Origin of the sequence: Bacillus sp. 7884-1 (assembly GCF_002272245.1) — a bacterium.
Lineage (GTDB): Bacteria > Bacillota > Bacilli > Bacillales > Cytobacillaceae > Neobacillus.
The window spans coordinates 43,773-60,154 of sequence record NZ_NPDD01000063.1 but is presented as its reverse complement, the minus strand read 5'-3'; the positions used below and the strand labels follow the sequence as shown (position 1 = coordinate 60,154).

Annotated in this window: 18 protein-coding genes; 11 read left to right on the top strand and 7 right to left on the bottom strand. The window is 36.7% G+C overall.

Annotation, left to right across the window (positions count from 1 at the left end; all coding sequences use genetic code 11):
* Window positions 1–74: 74 nt before the first annotated feature.
* The 3 genes from CHI06_RS08390 (at window position 75) to CHI06_RS08380 (ending at window position 2,879) form a co-directional block, all read left to right on the top strand.
* On the top strand, window positions 75–1,148 hold the full coding sequence (locus CHI06_RS08390) for an ATP-binding protein (protein ID WP_095247976.1): 1,074 nt from the start codon (window positions 75–77) through the stop codon (window positions 1,146–1,148).
* A 229-nt stretch (window positions 1,149–1,377) separates the two neighbouring features.
* Entirely contained in the window at window positions 1,378–2,055 is a 678-nt protein-coding gene (locus tag CHI06_RS08385; protein ID WP_257009206.1) for a DUF2294 domain-containing protein, read from the top strand.
* Between the two features lie 143 nt (window positions 2,056–2,198).
* Window positions 2,199–2,879, top strand: a complete 681-nt coding sequence (locus CHI06_RS08380; protein WP_095247974.1) for a DUF2294 domain-containing protein — start codon at window positions 2,199–2,201, stop codon at window positions 2,877–2,879.
* Window positions 2,880–2,930: 51 nt separating this feature from the next.
* Here the strand turns inward: CHI06_RS08380 and CHI06_RS08375 are convergent, their stop codons facing one another.
* From CHI06_RS08375 to CHI06_RS08360, 4 genes are all read right to left on the bottom strand, one after another.
* Window positions 2,931–3,224, bottom strand: a complete 294-nt coding sequence (locus CHI06_RS08375; RefSeq protein ID WP_257009205.1) for a hypothetical protein — start codon at window positions 3,222–3,224, stop codon at window positions 2,931–2,933.
* Window positions 3,225–3,353: 129 nt separating this feature from the next.
* Window positions 3,354–3,791 carry a MarR family winged helix-turn-helix transcriptional regulator gene (locus tag CHI06_RS08370; protein WP_095247973.1) on the bottom strand — a complete coding sequence of 146 codons (438 nt, stop codon included), beginning with the start codon at window positions 3,789–3,791 and terminating at the stop codon, window positions 3,354–3,356.
* A gap of 13 nt (window positions 3,792–3,804) precedes the next feature.
* Window positions 3,805–4,284 (bottom strand): glutathione peroxidase, encoded by a 480-nt coding sequence (locus CHI06_RS08365; RefSeq protein ID WP_095247972.1) that lies wholly within the window; start codon window positions 4,282–4,284, stop codon window positions 3,805–3,807.
* A gap of 146 nt (window positions 4,285–4,430) precedes the next feature.
* The gene (locus tag CHI06_RS08360; RefSeq protein WP_095247971.1) at window positions 4,431–5,921 is read right to left on the bottom strand and encodes a peptide MFS transporter; all 1,491 of its coding nucleotides are present in this window, start codon (window positions 5,919–5,921) and stop codon (window positions 4,431–4,433) included.
* 393 nt (window positions 5,922–6,314) lie between these two features.
* On the opposite strand from CHI06_RS08360, the gene CHI06_RS08355 reads away from it, so the two are divergent.
* Window positions 6,315–6,797 carry a PTS sugar transporter subunit IIA gene (locus tag CHI06_RS08355; RefSeq protein WP_095247970.1) on the top strand — a complete coding sequence of 161 codons (483 nt, stop codon included), beginning with the start codon at window positions 6,315–6,317 and terminating at the stop codon, window positions 6,795–6,797.
* 245 nt (window positions 6,798–7,042) lie between these two features.
* Window positions 7,043–8,491: an N-acetylglucosamine-specific PTS transporter subunit IIBC gene (gene nagE / locus CHI06_RS08350; RefSeq protein ID WP_095247969.1), complete on the top strand. Its 1,449-nt coding sequence runs from the start codon at window positions 7,043–7,045 to the stop codon at window positions 8,489–8,491.
* Window positions 8,492–8,533: 42 nt separating this feature from the next.
* On the opposite strand, the gene CHI06_RS08345 is transcribed toward nagE, so the two are convergent.
* Window positions 8,534–9,352, bottom strand: coding sequence for a PRD domain-containing protein (locus CHI06_RS08345; RefSeq protein WP_095247968.1), 819 nt, complete (start codon window positions 9,350–9,352; stop codon window positions 8,534–8,536).
* Window positions 9,353–9,506: 154 nt separating this feature from the next.
* Here CHI06_RS08345 and CHI06_RS08340 point away from each other — a divergent pair, with 154 nt between their 5' ends.
* Entirely contained in the window at window positions 9,507–9,929 is a 423-nt protein-coding gene (locus tag CHI06_RS08340; RefSeq protein ID WP_095247967.1) for a DUF4395 domain-containing protein, read from the top strand.
* Window positions 9,930–9,968: 39 nt separating this feature from the next.
* Here the strand turns inward: CHI06_RS08340 and CHI06_RS08335 are convergent, their stop codons facing one another.
* The gene (locus CHI06_RS08335; protein WP_095247966.1) at window positions 9,969–11,159 is read right to left on the bottom strand and encodes an MFS transporter; all 1,191 of its coding nucleotides are present in this window, start codon (window positions 11,157–11,159) and stop codon (window positions 9,969–9,971) included.
* Between the two features lie 246 nt (window positions 11,160–11,405).
* Here CHI06_RS08335 and CHI06_RS08330 point away from each other — a divergent pair, with 246 nt between their 5' ends.
* On the top strand, window positions 11,406–11,750 hold the full coding sequence (locus CHI06_RS08330) for a nitrous oxide-stimulated promoter family protein (RefSeq protein ID WP_095247965.1): 345 nt from the start codon (window positions 11,406–11,408) through the stop codon (window positions 11,748–11,750).
* Between the two features lie 109 nt (window positions 11,751–11,859).
* On the top strand, window positions 11,860–12,084 hold the full coding sequence (locus CHI06_RS08325; protein WP_095247964.1) for a hypothetical protein: 225 nt from the start codon (window positions 11,860–11,862) through the stop codon (window positions 12,082–12,084).
* A gap of 43 nt (window positions 12,085–12,127) precedes the next feature.
* Here CHI06_RS08325 and CHI06_RS08320 read toward each other — a convergent pair whose 3' ends face one another.
* A complete protein-coding gene (locus CHI06_RS08320; RefSeq protein ID WP_095247963.1) occupies window positions 12,128–13,183 on the bottom strand; it encodes a potassium channel family protein in 1,056 nt (351 codons plus the stop codon).
* A gap of 189 nt (window positions 13,184–13,372) precedes the next feature.
* Here CHI06_RS08320 and CHI06_RS08315 point away from each other — a divergent pair, with 189 nt between their 5' ends.
* From CHI06_RS08315 to CHI06_RS08305, 3 genes are all read left to right on the top strand, one after another.
* The gene (locus CHI06_RS08315; RefSeq protein WP_095248047.1) at window positions 13,373–13,876 is read left to right on the top strand and encodes a shikimate kinase; all 504 of its coding nucleotides are present in this window, start codon (window positions 13,373–13,375) and stop codon (window positions 13,874–13,876) included.
* Between the two features lie 26 nt (window positions 13,877–13,902).
* Window positions 13,903–14,667, top strand: a complete 765-nt coding sequence (gene aroD, locus CHI06_RS08310; RefSeq protein ID WP_095247962.1) for a type I 3-dehydroquinate dehydratase — start codon at window positions 13,903–13,905, stop codon at window positions 14,665–14,667.
* Window positions 14,668–15,016: 349 nt separating this feature from the next.
* The gene (locus CHI06_RS08305) at window positions 15,017–16,375 is read left to right on the top strand and encodes an arsenic transporter (protein WP_095247961.1); all 1,359 of its coding nucleotides are present in this window, start codon (window positions 15,017–15,019) and stop codon (window positions 16,373–16,375) included.
* Window positions 16,376–16,382 lie beyond the last annotated feature (7 nt).

Below are 16,382 nucleotides of genomic sequence, written 5' to 3'. Positions count from 1 at the left end.
AAAATAAGACGTAGGGACACTACGCTTATTTTGGCTTTTTTTATTTATCCAAAAATGGGAGGGAAGGTATTAAAATGGATAAGGATGAACTGAAACGATTAAACTTCTTACTTGAAATATATGTCGATGTGAATGTAGATAAAGATTTCTCAGTACTATCAAAAGACACCGATTCATTCTTTATATTAAACATGTCTGGGCAATTAATTTATGTCAATGAAGTCTGCGAAGAGCTTTTGCAATGCTCTAGAAACGAACTAAAGAAAATGAAACTGAGTGATATCTTCATTTCTTCTGCTTTAAGTGAAACTCAAACCTTTTTTATTGAAAAACAACGGGAACAACTTGTGAATTTCGATTCTAAAATTAATTTTAGATCTGGAAATCCGATTGATGTTAATGTAACTACTTTTCCCGTCCTTTTTAATAATGAAGTGGTAGGGAGTTATGTAGTGTTGAAAGATATAACATTGATTAAGAGGGAAAGACAATTACTGTCGGAAAAACGAGCAGCCGCAGGTCAATTAGCTGCTGGGATTGCACATGAAATTCGTAATCCCATTACCGCGATAAAGGGCTTTCTGCAGTTAATAATGGGTGAGCATAAAGGAGAAAAGACGTACTTTAGAATTGTGGAATCAGAGATCAACCGAGTGGAAATGATTCTAAAAGAACTAATGGTTCTTGCAAGGCCAACAAAAATAGATTATAAAAAATTGGATATACGTTCCCTATTAGACAAAGTCTTAACGTTGATGGAGTCTCAAACGCTGTTAAAAAATATTGAAGTGATAAAAAATTTCCATGCTTTAGAGGTAACGATAGTAGGGGACGAGAATCAAATGAAACAAGTGTTTATTAACTATATTAAAAATGCAATTGAAGCAATGAAGGATGGAGGAAAGCTGATCGTTGAAGGGATTCATTTAAATGAAAGCGTTCATATTCGAATTATTGACCATGGCAGTGGGATTCCGCCAGAGATATTAAAACGTATAAACGAACCATTTTTTACAACGAAGGAACATGGCATGGGGCTTGGGATGCAGGTGAGCAATGAAATCATTGAGGAGCATCGTGGGAAAATTAATGTAATCAGTAATACGGAAGGGACATGTATAGAAGTGATATTACCGACTGCAATCTAAACAATTGCAGTATAGTAAAAACAATGGTAATATAAGATAGTCTAATGTCTTGCAGTCATTAGTTTTATATTCTTTATATTTTACATAAAAATAATACTCGCAAACTGTGTGGTAAATGGAAGAAACTATTCATATAGTCGTCTGAACCGTGGCCTAACTTCTTTTTGAAGTTAGGCCATTTTTAATTTTATAAGGAGGAGGAATACATATTAAATCTAATCAAGAAAATTTGGTCTATCTTAGCAGTACATTTAGTAAATTGCTCAAACGCAGGTTCGGAAAAGGTCCAGAAACCTGTACTGTCATCTTTAAAGGTGATAGATATTACGTGTATATGCGAAATTTTATTACCCCGGCTGAGGAAGTATTAATTAAACAGGAAAAGTTAGAATTGGCGATACACTTTCGTTCTTCCATAATCAATGCAGTAACGGAGGAATATTTACCGGAAGTATCAAAGGTTTTGGGGATTTCTTTTGATTACTTCTTTCATGACTGGAATTATGATAAAAACACAGGAATTTTTCTGTTAGATAATTCTCAATCGGACCATAAGGAGAATATTGATTACAGTTTTGAAAGTAATCTTTTTGCCTTAATAGAAAATGTTGGGTCAAGTTACTATAAAAAACCTGAAAGCTTAAAAATTGTAAAGTTCACACAAAATATTTGTGCAGTTGAATCTAAAGAAGTATTGTTGCCACTAGAGAGATTAGTTTATGAAAAAGGGAATGTGGAATTATTGCTCCATCAGGCTTATGAAATCAAGAAAGGCTATTGGAGGAACAAAGGACAATTTGAAGGTCTCTTTAATCGTTTAATTGAGGATATGTTTATCATGTGGGACTATAAAAATAATAGAAATTATCTTGTTTTTATCTTTAATAAATTATATACAATGAAATAATTAAAAAAACATGTTGTAATGAAGGACTTCCTAAAATACAATGTGGTTTTTTATATCTTTATATTAACAAAGCATACTTTCGTACATACTAATTGGATATAAACGGCAACCTTCCGATTAAGGAAACGAAGGAGTTAAGCTTTATGACTGACACAAAAAAGGAAGAATATATTAGCAGTTACATAAGCAAGTTGTTAAGAAAAAAATTCGGCAGGGGCCCTCGCAGCTGTCAAACTACAATATCCCAAAATTACCTTGTCACTTATATAGGTGGATTTTTATCACCGATGGAGGATATTCTGTTACAGCATGGACAGAGCAAGTACGTCGATCATGCAAGAAACGTGATTATTACCCACCTGCTGGATGAAATAAAAGGAGTAATACAAATTACTTTTGATGTTGAAGTGGAAGAATACTACCATGATTGGAATTTTCCAAATAACTCTGGCATTCTTATTTTTGTTTTAGATACGGAAGCAGGTCAGAGAATCAAACCCGATATTGATACCCAAAGATTAGAATTGGAAGTAGGCAGAATCAGCTTATTGGTAGAAAAGGTACCTGATAAAATTATTACCTGCCCGATATCACCATCCATCTTCCTTATTGAAAGAAGAGGTATTCTTATTCAAATAGAAAAAGCATTAATTGATAAAGGATTTGAAAACGAACTTAGATTCACTAAAGATGAATTGGAGAAAAGTTACTTTCACCGATATGGCGGGTTTGAAGACATTTTTCATAAATCTGTCAGGGACATTTTTATAGACTGGAACTTTAAGGAAGATAAATCGTTAATGGCTTTTATCTTAAATTCCTAGGAAAGAGAGTCTTTCATTAAGAAAGACTCCCTTAGATTTAGAATGGTATGGTTACCGATTATTAAAGTAGACAGACAAGGCATTTGAAATGTCATCGTCTTCGCGATTGACGTGAATCGTATAATGATCACCATCAACGGAAGTGATAAAGTCACTGAATCCTTGATTTCGCAAAAAGTCGTCAATATCGGATAGATCCTCACCTTGGGTTTTAAGTGTTTTATGCCCAACAAAAACCCCATTCACATAAACTTCGTATTGATCTTCATTTAATTTCACATCACTGTTTGAATCAATATCTACATTAATTAACGGTAACATATTATTACCATTACTATCAATCATCTGAGAACCTCCTTCTGCATAATATAGTTACTATTTCCTTATAACGGGATGTGTATGAGTATTTCTGTTCTTCTGAATAAATAAAAGCTGTCCAAGTTTAATGGACAGCTTTTTTGATGGAAAAATTAATTAGGATCTTCGTTCTTTGATTTTATTCTTTAAATTATTCAACTGCTTCATTAACTGCTCATATTCCTCAAGCTCTATCTGACAGGATTGAATAACTTCAGCAACCTTATTGGTAATGGTTAACTTTTCTGCTCGAGCTTTCTCTTCTAAATAGATAAATACTTTCCTTTCATCTGCTTTAGACCGTTCTTTCCTAAGCCAGTTATTTGCTTCCATTCGTGAAACCATGGGAGTTAATGTGCCGGTGCCTAAATTCAATTTCTCTCCTAGTTCCTTTACCGTCACTCCGTCCTTTTCCCATAAAGCCAATAAGACTAAATATTGAGGATAAGTTAAACCGAAAGGCTGAAGAACACTAGAATATAACTTATTAAATTCTCCTGCCGTTTCATAGACCGCAAAGCATAGTTGTTTTTTTAATGTCATAAAGTCTTCCATACAGGCCGCCTAACTAAGAAAGTAACTTTTCTAAATCGCTTTCCATTTTTAATGGTTCAGTTGTTGGTGCATAGCGTTCTAAAACCTGTCCGTTCTGGTCGACAAGAAATTTAGTGAAGTTCCATTTGATGTTTTTGGAAAGAATTCCTTTTTTCTGTTCTTTTAAGAAAGAGAATAAAGGGTCCGTGTTTTCACCATTTACATCAATTTTTGCGAAAATTGGAAAGGTAACACCGTAATTTAATTGGCAAAACTGAGTGGTTTCATCAATATTATCAAATTCTTGATTATTGAATTGATCACATGGGAATCCTAAAATCTCTAAACCTTGGCCCTTGTATTTTTCATATAATTCTTGAAGGCCTTTAAACTGGGGAGTCAATCCACATTTGCTGGCAGTATTAACAATTAGTAAGGGTTTACCTACGTATTCCTTAAGTGATTTTTCCTGACCATTCGTCATTTTTACAGTAAAGTCATATACCGTTGTCATTGTAATTTCCTCCTAATATTGGATGGTAGAAGTAATTATATTTATATTAATCGCATACGATTCAATCTTACACGACTTAATTAAATTTGGCAATAGATCAAAAAAAGCAGTATCCCATTTATGCTGGGATACTGCTTTAATAAAATTTAGCGAATACCTTTCATTAGGCCCTGAATTTTCGGAGCTAATGCAAATAGAATAATACTTAGTACGATAGCTGCCCCGCCGATAACGCCAAAGTACGCCATTTCATTCTCAGGTGAGTAGAATTTAACGACTTGTGCATTAAGGGCTTGAGCCGCAGCGCTTGCTAAGAACCATAAACTCATGGTTTGTGCTGAGAATGCTGCAGGAGCTAATTTTGTCGTTGCGGATAAACCTACAGGTGACATACACAATTCGCCAAATACAACAATTAAATAACTAAGAACAAGCCACATTGGGCTAACTAAGGAATCCGTACCTCCAAGGTATGCCGGAATAAGAATGACAAGGAATGACAAACCAGCAAATAATAAGGATAATGAGAACTTTTGTGGTATTGTTGGCTGACGTTTTCCTAGTTTAACCCATAACCCAGCGAAGATTGGCGCAAAAATGATAATAAATAATGGGTTTAAAGATTGGAACCATGCTGGAGAAATGTCGATTCCCATCCAATCTAATTGAGTACGTTTGTCTGCATAACTTGCAAGGATTGTTGAGCCTTGTTCTTGAATCGACCAGAACATAACAGCGGCAATAAATAATGGAATATAAGCAATAATACGTGAACGTTCTACAGTTGTAGTTTTAGGGCTGCGGTACATAACGATAAAGTAAATAGTAGGAATTAAGATACCTAGGAATGTAACGATATTAATAAAGCTTGAGAACGTTAATACTCCCATTGGAATTAAAACAGCACATAAAACAGCTAGAACCACTACACCTAATCCGATGATAGTAAAAGTCTTTTTCTTTTCCGTTTTTGAAAGCGGGTTTGGAACAGTTGTACCTGCAAGACCAAGATTTTTCTTTTTTGTTAGTACAAACATTACTAGTCCAAGGAACATACCAACGGCAGCAATACCAAAGCCTAAGTGGAAGTTATAATCCATAACACTTCCGACAATTAGTGGTGCTAAGAATGCCCCAGCGTTAATTCCCATATAGAAGATTGTAAAACCTGCGTCACGACGATCGTCTGTTTCGCTGTACATTTCACCAACTACGGTAGAAACATTCGGTTTTAACATACCTGTACCAAGAACAATCAATACCATGGATACAAAGAACATTGCTACGCTTCCAGGTATTGCAAGGACAATATGACCAAACATAATCAGTACTCCACCGTAGAATACTGCTTTAGATGTACCAAAGATCCGGTCAGCTAACCAGCCGCCAATGATACCGGACATATAAACGAGTGATCCGTAAATAGACATAATGGAAAGAGCTAAGTTTTCATCGAGCCCTAATCCGCCTTTTGAGACCTCGTAGTACATATAGTAGACTAGGATGGCTCTCATTCCGTAGTAAGAAAAACGCTCCCAGAATTCTGTGAAGAACAGAGTGAATAATCCTTTTGGATGTCCAAAGAAACCTTTCTGAGGGACACTATCCACAATTTTCTGCCTATTATAATTCGACATAATTCTACCTCCCTTTATTATATTATAATACTTTCGATTGTTTTCAATTGTCAAAAACTATTTTTTTGTAAATATGATTATTATGGTTATTTATATTGTTGCAACGGGAATCTTAGTAGTGTCTAAGAGAAAAGAAAGTTTTTTCAAAATAGTAATTCTATTTTGATGAAATAGACTATTATGAAAACGATTACAAGATATTTTTAAATGTGATATAAAATGTTATCGCTTTCACTTGTGTTTTCTTGTTTAAATGGTATGATTGTATTAATAATGAATAGTGATCACATGTTACTGATAATTTTCAGGCATGGTGGTAAATAAAAAGGCGCTTCTGCCCTTTTATTGTACCCCCATGCCTTTTTTTATTTTTAAAATAAAGGAGAAATTAGTATGGTATTTAGTTTTTTAAAAAAATCAAAGTTGCAAATTATTGCGCCTGTTAATGGAGCCATTATTCCATTAGAGGAGGTACCAGATCCTGTATTCAGCCAGAAGATGATGGGGGAAGGGATAGCTGTGATTCCAACCTCTGGTAATATTCATGCGCCTGTCAATGGAACGGTCATACTCATTGCTGCAACAAAACATGCTATTGGTATTCGAGCGGACGATGGGACAGAAATCCTTATACATGCAGGATTAGAAACGGTTGCTTTAAATGGAAAGGGTTTTGTGGTAGCCGTCAATGAGGGTGATAGGATTTCAGTTGGCCAGCTGCTCATCGAGGTTGATTGGGACTATATCCAAAAACATGTGAAAAGTACGGTAACACCAATCGTGATTACAAATAGTCAGGAAAAAGGTAGGCAGTTTACTTTAACAAAGGAAGTCAATGCAATTCTAGGAAAAACTGTAATAATCTCAAGCCCCTGAGGGATATCCTATAAGTAAAGGAGGTGATAGACTTCAGATATCTAGAATGTAATCGTGTTGTTGTGTTGGCCGGCCATGGGAACTCAATTTGCTAAAAGGATAGATAATTAGTAATTTCAAGTTACAAAGCCCTTATATATATATTTTGCAGCTGTTTTAGGCTGGAAATGAAGTTATTGAATCCTGGTTATAGTGAATTGATTCAAATCTTGTAATAGTTAATAAAAAGATAGGGGGAATAAATAATGATGAAATATCTTCAAAGACTAGGTCGTTCCTTAATGCTGCCAGTAGCTGTTTTACCTGCAGCAGCGATCTTGATGGGAATCGGGTACTGGATTGACCCTACAGGCTGGGGTGCTGGCAATCCAGTTGCGGCTTTCTTAATAAAAGCAGGCGGTTCGATTATTGATAATATGGCAATCCTCTTTGCTGTTGGTGTAGCACTAGGAATGTCAAAAGATAAGGATGGCTCGGCAGCACTAAGTGGTTTAGTTGCTTATCTCGTTATTACCACTGTATTATCAACAAACTCAGTAGCTTTGCTTCAAGGTGTTGCACCTGAAGATGTGAATGCAGCCTTTGGAAAAATCGGTACTCAATTTACAGGGATTCTATCTGGTATTATCGCTGCCATTATGTATAATCGTTTCAGTCATGTGAAGCTACCAGATGCGTTATCGTTCTTTAGTGGTAAACGACTTGTTCCGATTATGACATCGGTAGCGATGTTAGCAGTGTCATTAGTCATGTTCTTTGTTTGGCCAGTGGTTTTCTCTGGACTCGTTTCTTTTGGTAAAGGGATTAGTGATCTAGGTGCAATCGGTGCAGGTATATATGGTTTCTTCAACCGTTTATTAATTCCAATCGGTCTACACCATGCCTTAAATTCCGTATTCTGGTTTGATGTGGCAGGAATTAATGATATTGGTAATTTCTGGGCTAGTAAGGGTGAGCAAGGTATTACCGGTAGGTATCAGGCTGGTTTCTTCCCAGTTATGATGTTTGGTTTACCAGCAGCTGCATTAGCCATGTACCATACTGCTAAATCTTCAAAGAAAAAAACAGTGGCTGCCTTAATGCTGGCTGCAGGTGTAGCTTCATTCTTTACTGGGGTTACAGAACCCCTTGAATTTGCGTTTATGTTCGCTGCTCCTGCACTTTATGTAACACATGCTGTATTAACAGGTATTTCATTAGCTGTTGCAGCTGCGTTCCAATGGACTGCAGGATTTGGCTTTAGTGCAGGATTGGTTGACTTTGTGTTAAGCTTAAAAATTCCAATTGCAAATCAGCCATATATGTTACTTGTACAAGGTCTAGTTTTTGCGGTCATCTACTATGTCCTATTCCGCTTCATCATTACAAAATTCAACTTAAACACACCTGGTCGGGAAGAAGAAGAAGTTGATGAAGAGTCATCAGAAGGTCAGGAAGCAGGTAATAAATTTGCTGTAATGGCTGCTAAAATTTATGAAGGTTTAGGCGGAGACGCAAATGTAACATCTGTGGACAATTGTGTAACACGCTTACGCTTAGAAGTGAAAGATATGAGTGCTGTAGATCAGAAGAAAATTAAATCTACTGGCGTACCGGGAATAAATGTTGTCGGTAAAAACAGCATACAAGTCATTGTTGGTACCAATGTCCAATTCGTAGCAGATGAAATTATGAAAATTCGTAAGGAAAAATAATGGAAAACCGCCTGGACTAATGGTCCAAGCGGTTTTTTACGTTTATCGATTTCTAATTCTTTCTATATGGATGGTTATGTAACCGAGTTCTTGTTCAGGAAGTTTGATACTATGGTTTTTCGCGAGAAGCTTAGCAACCTTCTGTGAAATTTTGTAGGAATTTGCGAATTTTTTCTTAAGCATGGCCAGCATTTCATCATCCATAATTGGCTGTGATTCATCATGGAGCCGAGATAGAGTATATCTAAGATGGGTCATTAACCGCTGGTAGGAAAGATCATCTTCCTCTATAGATATATGAAGTGAATCTTTAATGGTTTGAATCATTTCACCTATGATAGCGGTCTGCCTTAACGTTTGTTTCATATCGCCGCTCTGGGGCTTTGAAGTATGTATATGCAAGGCAATATAAGCAGCTTCATCTACAGGCATTTTAACCTGTGTCTTTTTTTCAATATGTCTGATTGCCCACATACCGATATCAAACTCTTTTTTGTAAAGAATCTTTATTTCATCAAACAGCTTATTTTTAAGATGAATTCCTTGTGTAGCTCTTTCGATGGCAAAAGACAAGTGGTCGGTAAGACCAATATGGATATGCTCATTTAATTTTAAACCCAGACATTCTTCTGCATAAGAGATGATTTCTTCCGAGATAGAGAAGTGTTCTTCGGGTATTTGCTGCAAAAGCTGTTGGAACTTTTCATTTTCCTTCATAACAAATAGCTTTTCTATTTTACCTGGATTTATGACGTCATTTTTCCGCTTTTGAAAGGCAATGCCAGCGCCAATTGCTATTTTTTCTTCATTATTGTCTGAAACCACAACCGCATTATTATTGAGGATTTTTTTGATTTTCACAAAACGCCAACTCCTTGTAAAAGCCCTTACTTCCATCTTACATTTTAAAACAAAATGGGTCTACCTTTTAAAAAACAAAGCTATACAAAACTGCATAAAGCAGGTAAACTAAAAGATAATAACCAATAATCCCAATAAGAAAGGTGGGTTTTGTTTGTCCGATAAAGTACGTTCTATACCAAGGCCACTTGTGAAAACAAACCAATGGGTCATTGTTATTAGTGCCGTTTTAACGCTAGTTTTCGGTGAGGGTTGGTTTTTAATCGTCCCATTACTTGCAGGAATATCAGGAATTGTTTTTAAATATAATCCGATAATGAATATTGCAAAGCTTTTTCTAAAGAAAAAACCAGAAGAGTATATCCAGGAGGACTGGGAGCAGCAGCAATTTAATCAAAAAATCGCTGTATTTTGTTTGGCAGCTGGGTTCATAGGTTTCCTGATTGGCTGGAATACAGTGGGGTATGTGTTCACAATTATGGTTGCGACCGCGGCATTTGTAGCTATCCTCGGATTTTGTATTGGCTGTTTTATTCATTATCAGTGGAAAATGTATCAATATAAAAGAGCAAATTAAAAAGACTGATGCGATCATGCCGCATCAGTCTTTTCTTTATTATACAACTGCTTTTGTTTTGAGTGAACGTTTTTGCCAAGTAAAGGTAATGAATAAGGTAACGATTAATAAAACAAATCCTAAGATAAATGGATAGGTAATTTTGACATCATAAAGCAATCCAGCTAATGTCGGTCCAAGTACGTTACCGATACTCATATACGCATTATTCATACCCATTGCAAAACCCTGTTCGTTCCCCGCAAGCTTAGAAATCAATGTATTCAACACCGGACGGAGAATTGAGGTGGATAGGAAAATAAATAGTGAAATGACAAAGAATAAAGTGTAGCTGGATGCGAACAGCGAAAATAGAAATCCAGCTGCGGCAACAGCGATAAATACATTCAACACAGATCGTTCACCGTATCGATTCACAATTCTATCAACAACAAAGAGCTGAACGATAACACTGACAACTCCTGTTGCTGTAACCATTATCGCAATATCCTTCGCGGATGATTGAAATTGATTATCAAGGTATAACCCTATAACCGATTCGTAGGCAATTAATCCGAAACTCATCACTAAAGTAATTATTAGCGGGATAAAATATGGCATTTTTACTGAGCGGGCAATTTTGCGAGTCATTGACTCATCCGTTAGAATTGCTGAAGTTTCTCCAGATGAAGCTGGTTTGCTCTCCTTTAAAAGGAGAATAGAAAATAAAACGGAAACAAGAGAGACAAGTGCGGATACTAGGATAGGAAATTTCAATCCGAAGCCTGCAAAGAAACCGCCAATTCCAGGACCCACAACAATCCCAAGAGACATCGCTGCTGATACTAAGCTATTCCCTTTCGCGCGTTGATCCATCGTCGTAATGTCTGCGATATAAGCGAAAATTGCTGGTACAAGCATAGCGCAGCCAATTCCCCCAACCGCACGAGAGGCGTAAAGTACCCAGATTGAATTAGAGAAGTAAAAAATGAACATCGAAAGAGTAAGACCTGCTAGTCCATAAATAATCATCTTTCGGCGTCCATATTGATCTGTCCATTTACCTGCAATTGGAGAAAAGATAAACTGAGCTCCAGCAAAGATAGCAATGAACAGTCCTGCGGCAGTGCCGCCTTGATTAATGGACTCCAAATAGGCTGGTAAAATGGGAATGATGATACCAAAACTCCCTATTGCTATAAACATGTTGATCATCAACATGGTGATTTTTTTTCGTTGATCTCCTGTCATATAAAGCCACCTTTCTCATAAAGATAACACACTTGATTATAGTGTTAACCTTTTACACTGCTTACTATCATATATAGGTATACAGGCCTTTGTCAAAGAGAAAGTTTATTTAGAAAAGATTAGGGTAGTGACTTGTTAGGAAATTGTTAAAAGATTAGTGATTTTATGATTAGATTCTGTGATATGTTCTAACTAAGAACACAGTTGGGTAGTAGATCTACCCTTGTTAAAGGGGGGTTACGTTCAATGAATAGGCAATTAAATACAGGTCCAAACATACTAAAGGAAAAAGAAATGGTTACAAAGATGATTGAGTTATATTGTCGTAGAAAGCATCAACATCGGGATGATTTATGTAAAGAATGTCAGAATTTAAAAACCTATGCGCATATGAGGCTTTCACTATGTAGATTTGGAGAAGAAAAAAGTGCCTGCTCTAATTGTTCTGTACACTGTTATAAACCAAACTACCGGCTAAAAATGAAATCGGTCATGCGTTATTCAGGACCATGGATGCTGTTGTACCATCCGGTCTATTCCGTAAAGCATTTGCTCAATAAACCCAATAAACAATTAAAAAGTGTGGAATAGCATTTTCTATGCTTTTATTTTTTGATAATTCTGTACAAACTATTTCTAGAATTTGGTATTATTTATCTAGAAGGCAAGAATATTTTGTACCAGAAGAGGAGGGAGTAGTATGACGGGGACGATTGCAGTTATTATGGTATTCTCGATTCCAATCATTGCTATTTTGACGGCCCATTTTCAGAAGCAGAATAAAATAAAATATAAAATGATTCAAGGGGAACTTGAACTAGAAAAACTAAAACATCAGAATTATTTAATTGAAACAGAAAGAATGAGACTCGAACTTGAGCATATGAAGCTAGAAGAGCCTAAAGATAATATTAAATTAGGTTAAATCCAATAAAAATAGGTTCTATCTAATAGATAGGACCTATTCTTTATTTAGCGGGTTTGGATTTTGGATTTATCTTCGTTAATGTCTCTTTATCGCAAATAACAAAAAGCTGAGCATCGTCCGGAATAGGTTCGTCGAGTTTTTGATTGATATGAAGGTTCCCTCGGTCGGCTACGAGTGTTGCTCCTTTATCGAGCAAATCCTTAAAGGCATCCCGGTACGTTTTCCATTCGGCTTGTTTCGATATTTCATACATGGATTCTTCATACTGACTGCTCATTAGCTCCGAATACATATTTGTGACTCCATGAGAAAACAGTGAACGAACGGCTGCATGCGAAATCATTTCCTGAGTTGGAATAAATTCATCCACCTTTACTCTCTTGAATAAATGGATATGTTTTTGATAAATGACTTCAGCTGTGACATGGATATTCGATTTAAGCTTTTTTTCAATCGATGTAATGGCTGTGGCAATCAGTAAAGTCTTCCCATCGACAAGCAGCGTATCTTTGGTAGCAAAATTGTCCTGTGTGATCTGATCAGCAAAGATAATAACACCCTTTGCTTCTGGTAAATTTGCTTGGAAGAGTGTTTCCTCATCGGTTGCATCGCCGCGGACATAATACAACTGTTTCTCCACCATTGGTGCCTTTTCTAAATCATCAATAATCACGATATCAACTGATTTATCCGATTTTAAAATTTCTTGAATGGCGAGCTTGGATTTATCACTCCAACCAATAAGTATAATATGGTTTTTCCCAGTATATTTCATTTTTCCACCAACTTTAAGTTTATCGAGCAGATAGACCGATTTTATGACCTTTCCAATAAAAACACTAACGAGTCCGATTCCAGTGATATATAGAACAATTGTAAAGGCTTGTCCTGCCTGTGTGACTGGCGCGAAGTCTCCAAAGCCAACGGTTGCAAGTGTTGTCAGGACCCAGTAAATCGCAGTAAGATAGGTTTTAAAAGTTTGTGGTTCTAAATACAAAGCGATGTAGGCAGCAAATAAGATATATAAAATAGCTATAGGAAAGAAAATCCTGTCTCTTAATTTGATTAAGTAATAAATTATTCTTTTAAAATGCATCCCCTGCAAATCACCCCAACCTATATTTCTTCGGATAAACTTATATTCCCAAAAAAAGCTAGAAAATAACCATGATTGGTTTTATGGATTAGAAAGCTTATAATGGTATCAATATTATTTGCCCGTGGGAGATGAAATCTGTTGCCAAACCATTCATTAAGAGAAAACAATATTGTCTTTATTGGTTTTATGGGTGCTGGAAAAACGACGATTGGGAAACTGGTTGCTAAAAAACTTTATCGAGATTTTATTGATATTGATGAAGAAATTGAAAAAGAGTATAACATGCCAATTCCAAGAATATTTGCTGAAATTGGTGAGAAAGCCTTTAGAGAAAAGGAAAAAGAATTAATCCAGAATCTATGTCACTATAAACTGAAAATTATCTCAGTGGGGGGCGGAGCATTTCTTCAGGAAGAAATCCGAAAGGTATGCCTCAATTCTAGTATCGTATTTTATTTAGATATTACCTGGGATGCTTGGAAGAATCGATTAAATTCGATTATTGACAGCCGTCCGGTTCTGCAAGGTAAGTCAATGGATGAAATAGAAGAGTTATTTTATAAAAGAAAAGAAATTTATAAAAATAACTATCACTCAACAATTGAAATAAGCAATCAAAATATGGATGAATTAGCTGATAGCATTGTAAAAACCCTGAAATTATCTTGGGAATTGCATGAGACCAAGTAAAAGGTTCGAGTGGAGTGGAGGAGAAGATGAAAAGAAGTGTTACCGTTAAGGGGATAACGATTGGAGAAGGAGCTCCGAAAATATGCGTTCCTATGGTAGGTAAAACGATACCAGAATTAATAGAGGAAGCAGAGTTCCTAAAAACAACAGATCTAGATGTAGTAGAATGGCGTGTTGACTTTTTTGATGATGTGGAGGATTTGGAGAAGGTTAAAGTTGCATTGAATGAAATTCGTTCTATCCTGCATGATATACCGCTTGTTTTCACTTTCCGCAGTGCAAAAGAAGGCGGAGAAAAGGAAGTTAGCACGGAATACTACTTTGACTTAAATAAGGCGATGGCAGCCAGCGGCCAAATTGACATCGTTGATATTGAACTATCCAATGATGGTGAAGAGATAAAGTCGGTTATATCCGCAGCACATGACAACAAGGTGTATGTCATTATTTCAAATCATGATTTTGATAAAACACCGGATAAGGAAGAAATCATTAGTCGGTTACGCAAAGCACAAAACTTAGGCGGTGACCTTCCGAAAATTGCCGTCATGCCAAAAAGCGCAGCTGATGTTTTGACCCTTTTAGATGCTACCAATACTATGAATGAGCAATACGCGGACAGACCGATTATTACGATGTCGATGGCAGGAAAAGGAGTTATCAGCCGCTTGGCAGGTGAGATATTTGGATCCGCCTTGACATTTGGCGCGGCTAAGAAAGCGTCTGCCCCTGGGCAGGTGCCTGTCACCGAATTACGGAACATTTTATCACTCATTAATAGAAGTTTATAATTGTTTCCTTTCACCAAAGGGATAAATATCTAGTTCACTTAGGCAGTAGCCCTGTAATTTAAGACAGAACATGAGAGATCCTCATGACTGTCTATTTTTTTGCATAAATTAGTAAATTTCCTAGGTTTGGGTTGGTTCATTAAAGACAGTTGTCCATAGATTCTAGTGGATTTATTGAAGAAAGGGGTACAAACCCAATGCCTGTGCACGTCATGATACATATAAATAAAGTACACTCTGACAACAGGGATAGATGGAAGGGGGGGACATGAGCGGACTTGGACCTTGAGGAGGTAGAGTCATCTCATGGGACATCATGAAGAACTAACTAGATTGGAAGGCGAAAAAAATGATTCAACCTATGGTTTGGATGACCATTTTAGCTTTTGTGGCTACACTCATCTTTATTCTGTGGAGACCTAGAGGAATTAACGAAGCCATTCCTGCCACAATAGGTGCGATATTTGTTTTAATCAGTGGAAGTGTTTCGCTTACAGACCTTGGAGTTATTACCGAAACCATCTCGGGTGCAGCCATTACCATTATGGCAACCATCGTTATGGCAATTGTTTTAGAAAGTTTTGGATTTTTCAATTGGGTGGCAGAGAAGCTCGCTGCAAAAGCGAAGGGGTCTGGTATCCGCTTATTCTGGTATGTTAACCTTTTATGCTTTCTCATGACACTTTTCTTCAATAATGATGGAAGTATTTTAATCACGACTCCGATACTTGTCATGTTATTGAACAATATGGGGTTGAAAAATCATCAGAAGATACCTTATTTATTATCAGGTGGTTTAATTGCAACTGCCTCAAGTGCTCCCATTGGTGTCAGCAATATCGTCAACCTCATTGCTTTGAAAATAGTAGAAATGGACTTGTGGCTGCATACCGCGATGATGTTTGTACCAGCAACGCTCGGTCTTTTGTTACTTGTAGGACTTCTGTTTCTTCGCTTTAAAAAAGTGATACCAAAAACGGTTCCTGTTAAAGTAACCGGCTTGACTAAAGCAACCTATCATCCACTTAAACCTGGACCAACTTATTCCTCTGAAAAGGAAAGAACTCGGTTTATGCGAAATGTTCTGCTCTTCGTATTTGCCGTACGTCTCAGTCTTTTTGCCGCATCATACTTTGCCATTCCTGTTTCGGTAATGGCAGTCATTGGGTCCCTTATCCTTTTAGGATGGAGATGGGCATATTTAAAAATATCACCGGTCGATATGCTGAAAAAAACCCCATGGTATATTCTCGTATTCGCCTTTAGCATGTATGTCATTATTTACGGTCTGCATAATATCGGTTTGACAGATTTGCTTATTGATTATATGCGTCCAATGGTATCGGGAAGTCTGCTCCATGCGAGTGTCATGATGGGGGTACTATTAACGGTTCTGTCTAACATCTTTAATAATCACCCGGCACTCATGGTCGGAACGCTTACGTTAATGAATATGGACCTTAGCCCGCTAGCCTTAAAAGTCTCCTATTTAGCAAATGTGATTGGAAGTGATATGGGGTCATTATTACTGCCAATGGGGACGCTCGCAACGCTAATGTGGATGCACATTGTTAGAAAAGGAAAAGTCATTATTACATGGTGGGAATACGTAAAAATCACCTTTGTTGTCATTCCACCAGCGACGTTGTTTACTTTAGTTGTTTTATATTATTGGGTTTCATGGTTATTTGGAGGAGCCCTTCAGTAAAGAGAAG

Bases quoted from the DNA above. Each gene is read 5' to 3' on its own strand.
- CHI06_RS08360 (WP_095247971.1), bottom strand. From the start codon at position 5,921: ATGTCGAATTATAATAGGCAGAAAATTGTGGATAGTGTCCCTCAGAAA.
- CHI06_RS08375 (WP_257009205.1), bottom strand. From the start codon at position 3,224: ATGATTGATAGTAATGGTAATAATATGTTACCGTTAATTAATGTAGAT.
- CHI06_RS08330 (WP_095247965.1), top strand. From the start codon at position 11,406: ATGAATAGGCAATTAAATACAGGTCCAAACATACTAAAGGAAAAAGAA.
- CHI06_RS08370 (WP_095247973.1), bottom strand. From the start codon at position 3,791: ATGGAAGACTTTATGACATTAAAAAAACAACTATGCTTTGCGGTCTAT.
- aroD (WP_095247962.1), top strand. From the start codon at position 13,903: ATGAAAAGAAGTGTTACCGTTAAGGGGATAACGATTGGAGAAGGAGCT.
- nagE (WP_095247969.1), top strand. From the start codon at position 7,043: ATGATGAAATATCTTCAAAGACTAGGTCGTTCCTTAATGCTGCCAGTA.
- CHI06_RS08305 (WP_095247961.1), top strand. From the start codon at position 15,017: ATGATTCAACCTATGGTTTGGATGACCATTTTAGCTTTTGTGGCTACA.
- CHI06_RS08315 (WP_095248047.1), top strand. From the start codon at position 13,373: ATGGGTGCTGGAAAAACGACGATTGGGAAACTGGTTGCTAAAAAACTT.
- CHI06_RS08355 (WP_095247970.1), top strand. From the start codon at position 6,315: ATGGTATTTAGTTTTTTAAAAAAATCAAAGTTGCAAATTATTGCGCCT.
- CHI06_RS08335 (WP_095247966.1), bottom strand. From the start codon at position 11,159: ATGACAGGAGATCAACGAAAAAAAATCACCATGTTGATGATCAACATG.
- CHI06_RS08380 (WP_095247974.1), top strand. From the start codon at position 2,199: ATGACTGACACAAAAAAGGAAGAATATATTAGCAGTTACATAAGCAAG.
- CHI06_RS08390 (WP_095247976.1), top strand. From the start codon at position 75: ATGGATAAGGATGAACTGAAACGATTAAACTTCTTACTTGAAATATAT.
- CHI06_RS08365 (WP_095247972.1), bottom strand. From the start codon at position 4,284: ATGACAACGGTATATGACTTTACTGTAAAAATGACGAATGGTCAGGAA.
- CHI06_RS08320 (WP_095247963.1), bottom strand. From the start codon at position 13,183: ATGCATTTTAAAAGAATAATTTATTACTTAATCAAATTAAGAGACAGG.
- CHI06_RS08325 (WP_095247964.1), top strand. From the start codon at position 11,860: ATGACGGGGACGATTGCAGTTATTATGGTATTCTCGATTCCAATCATT.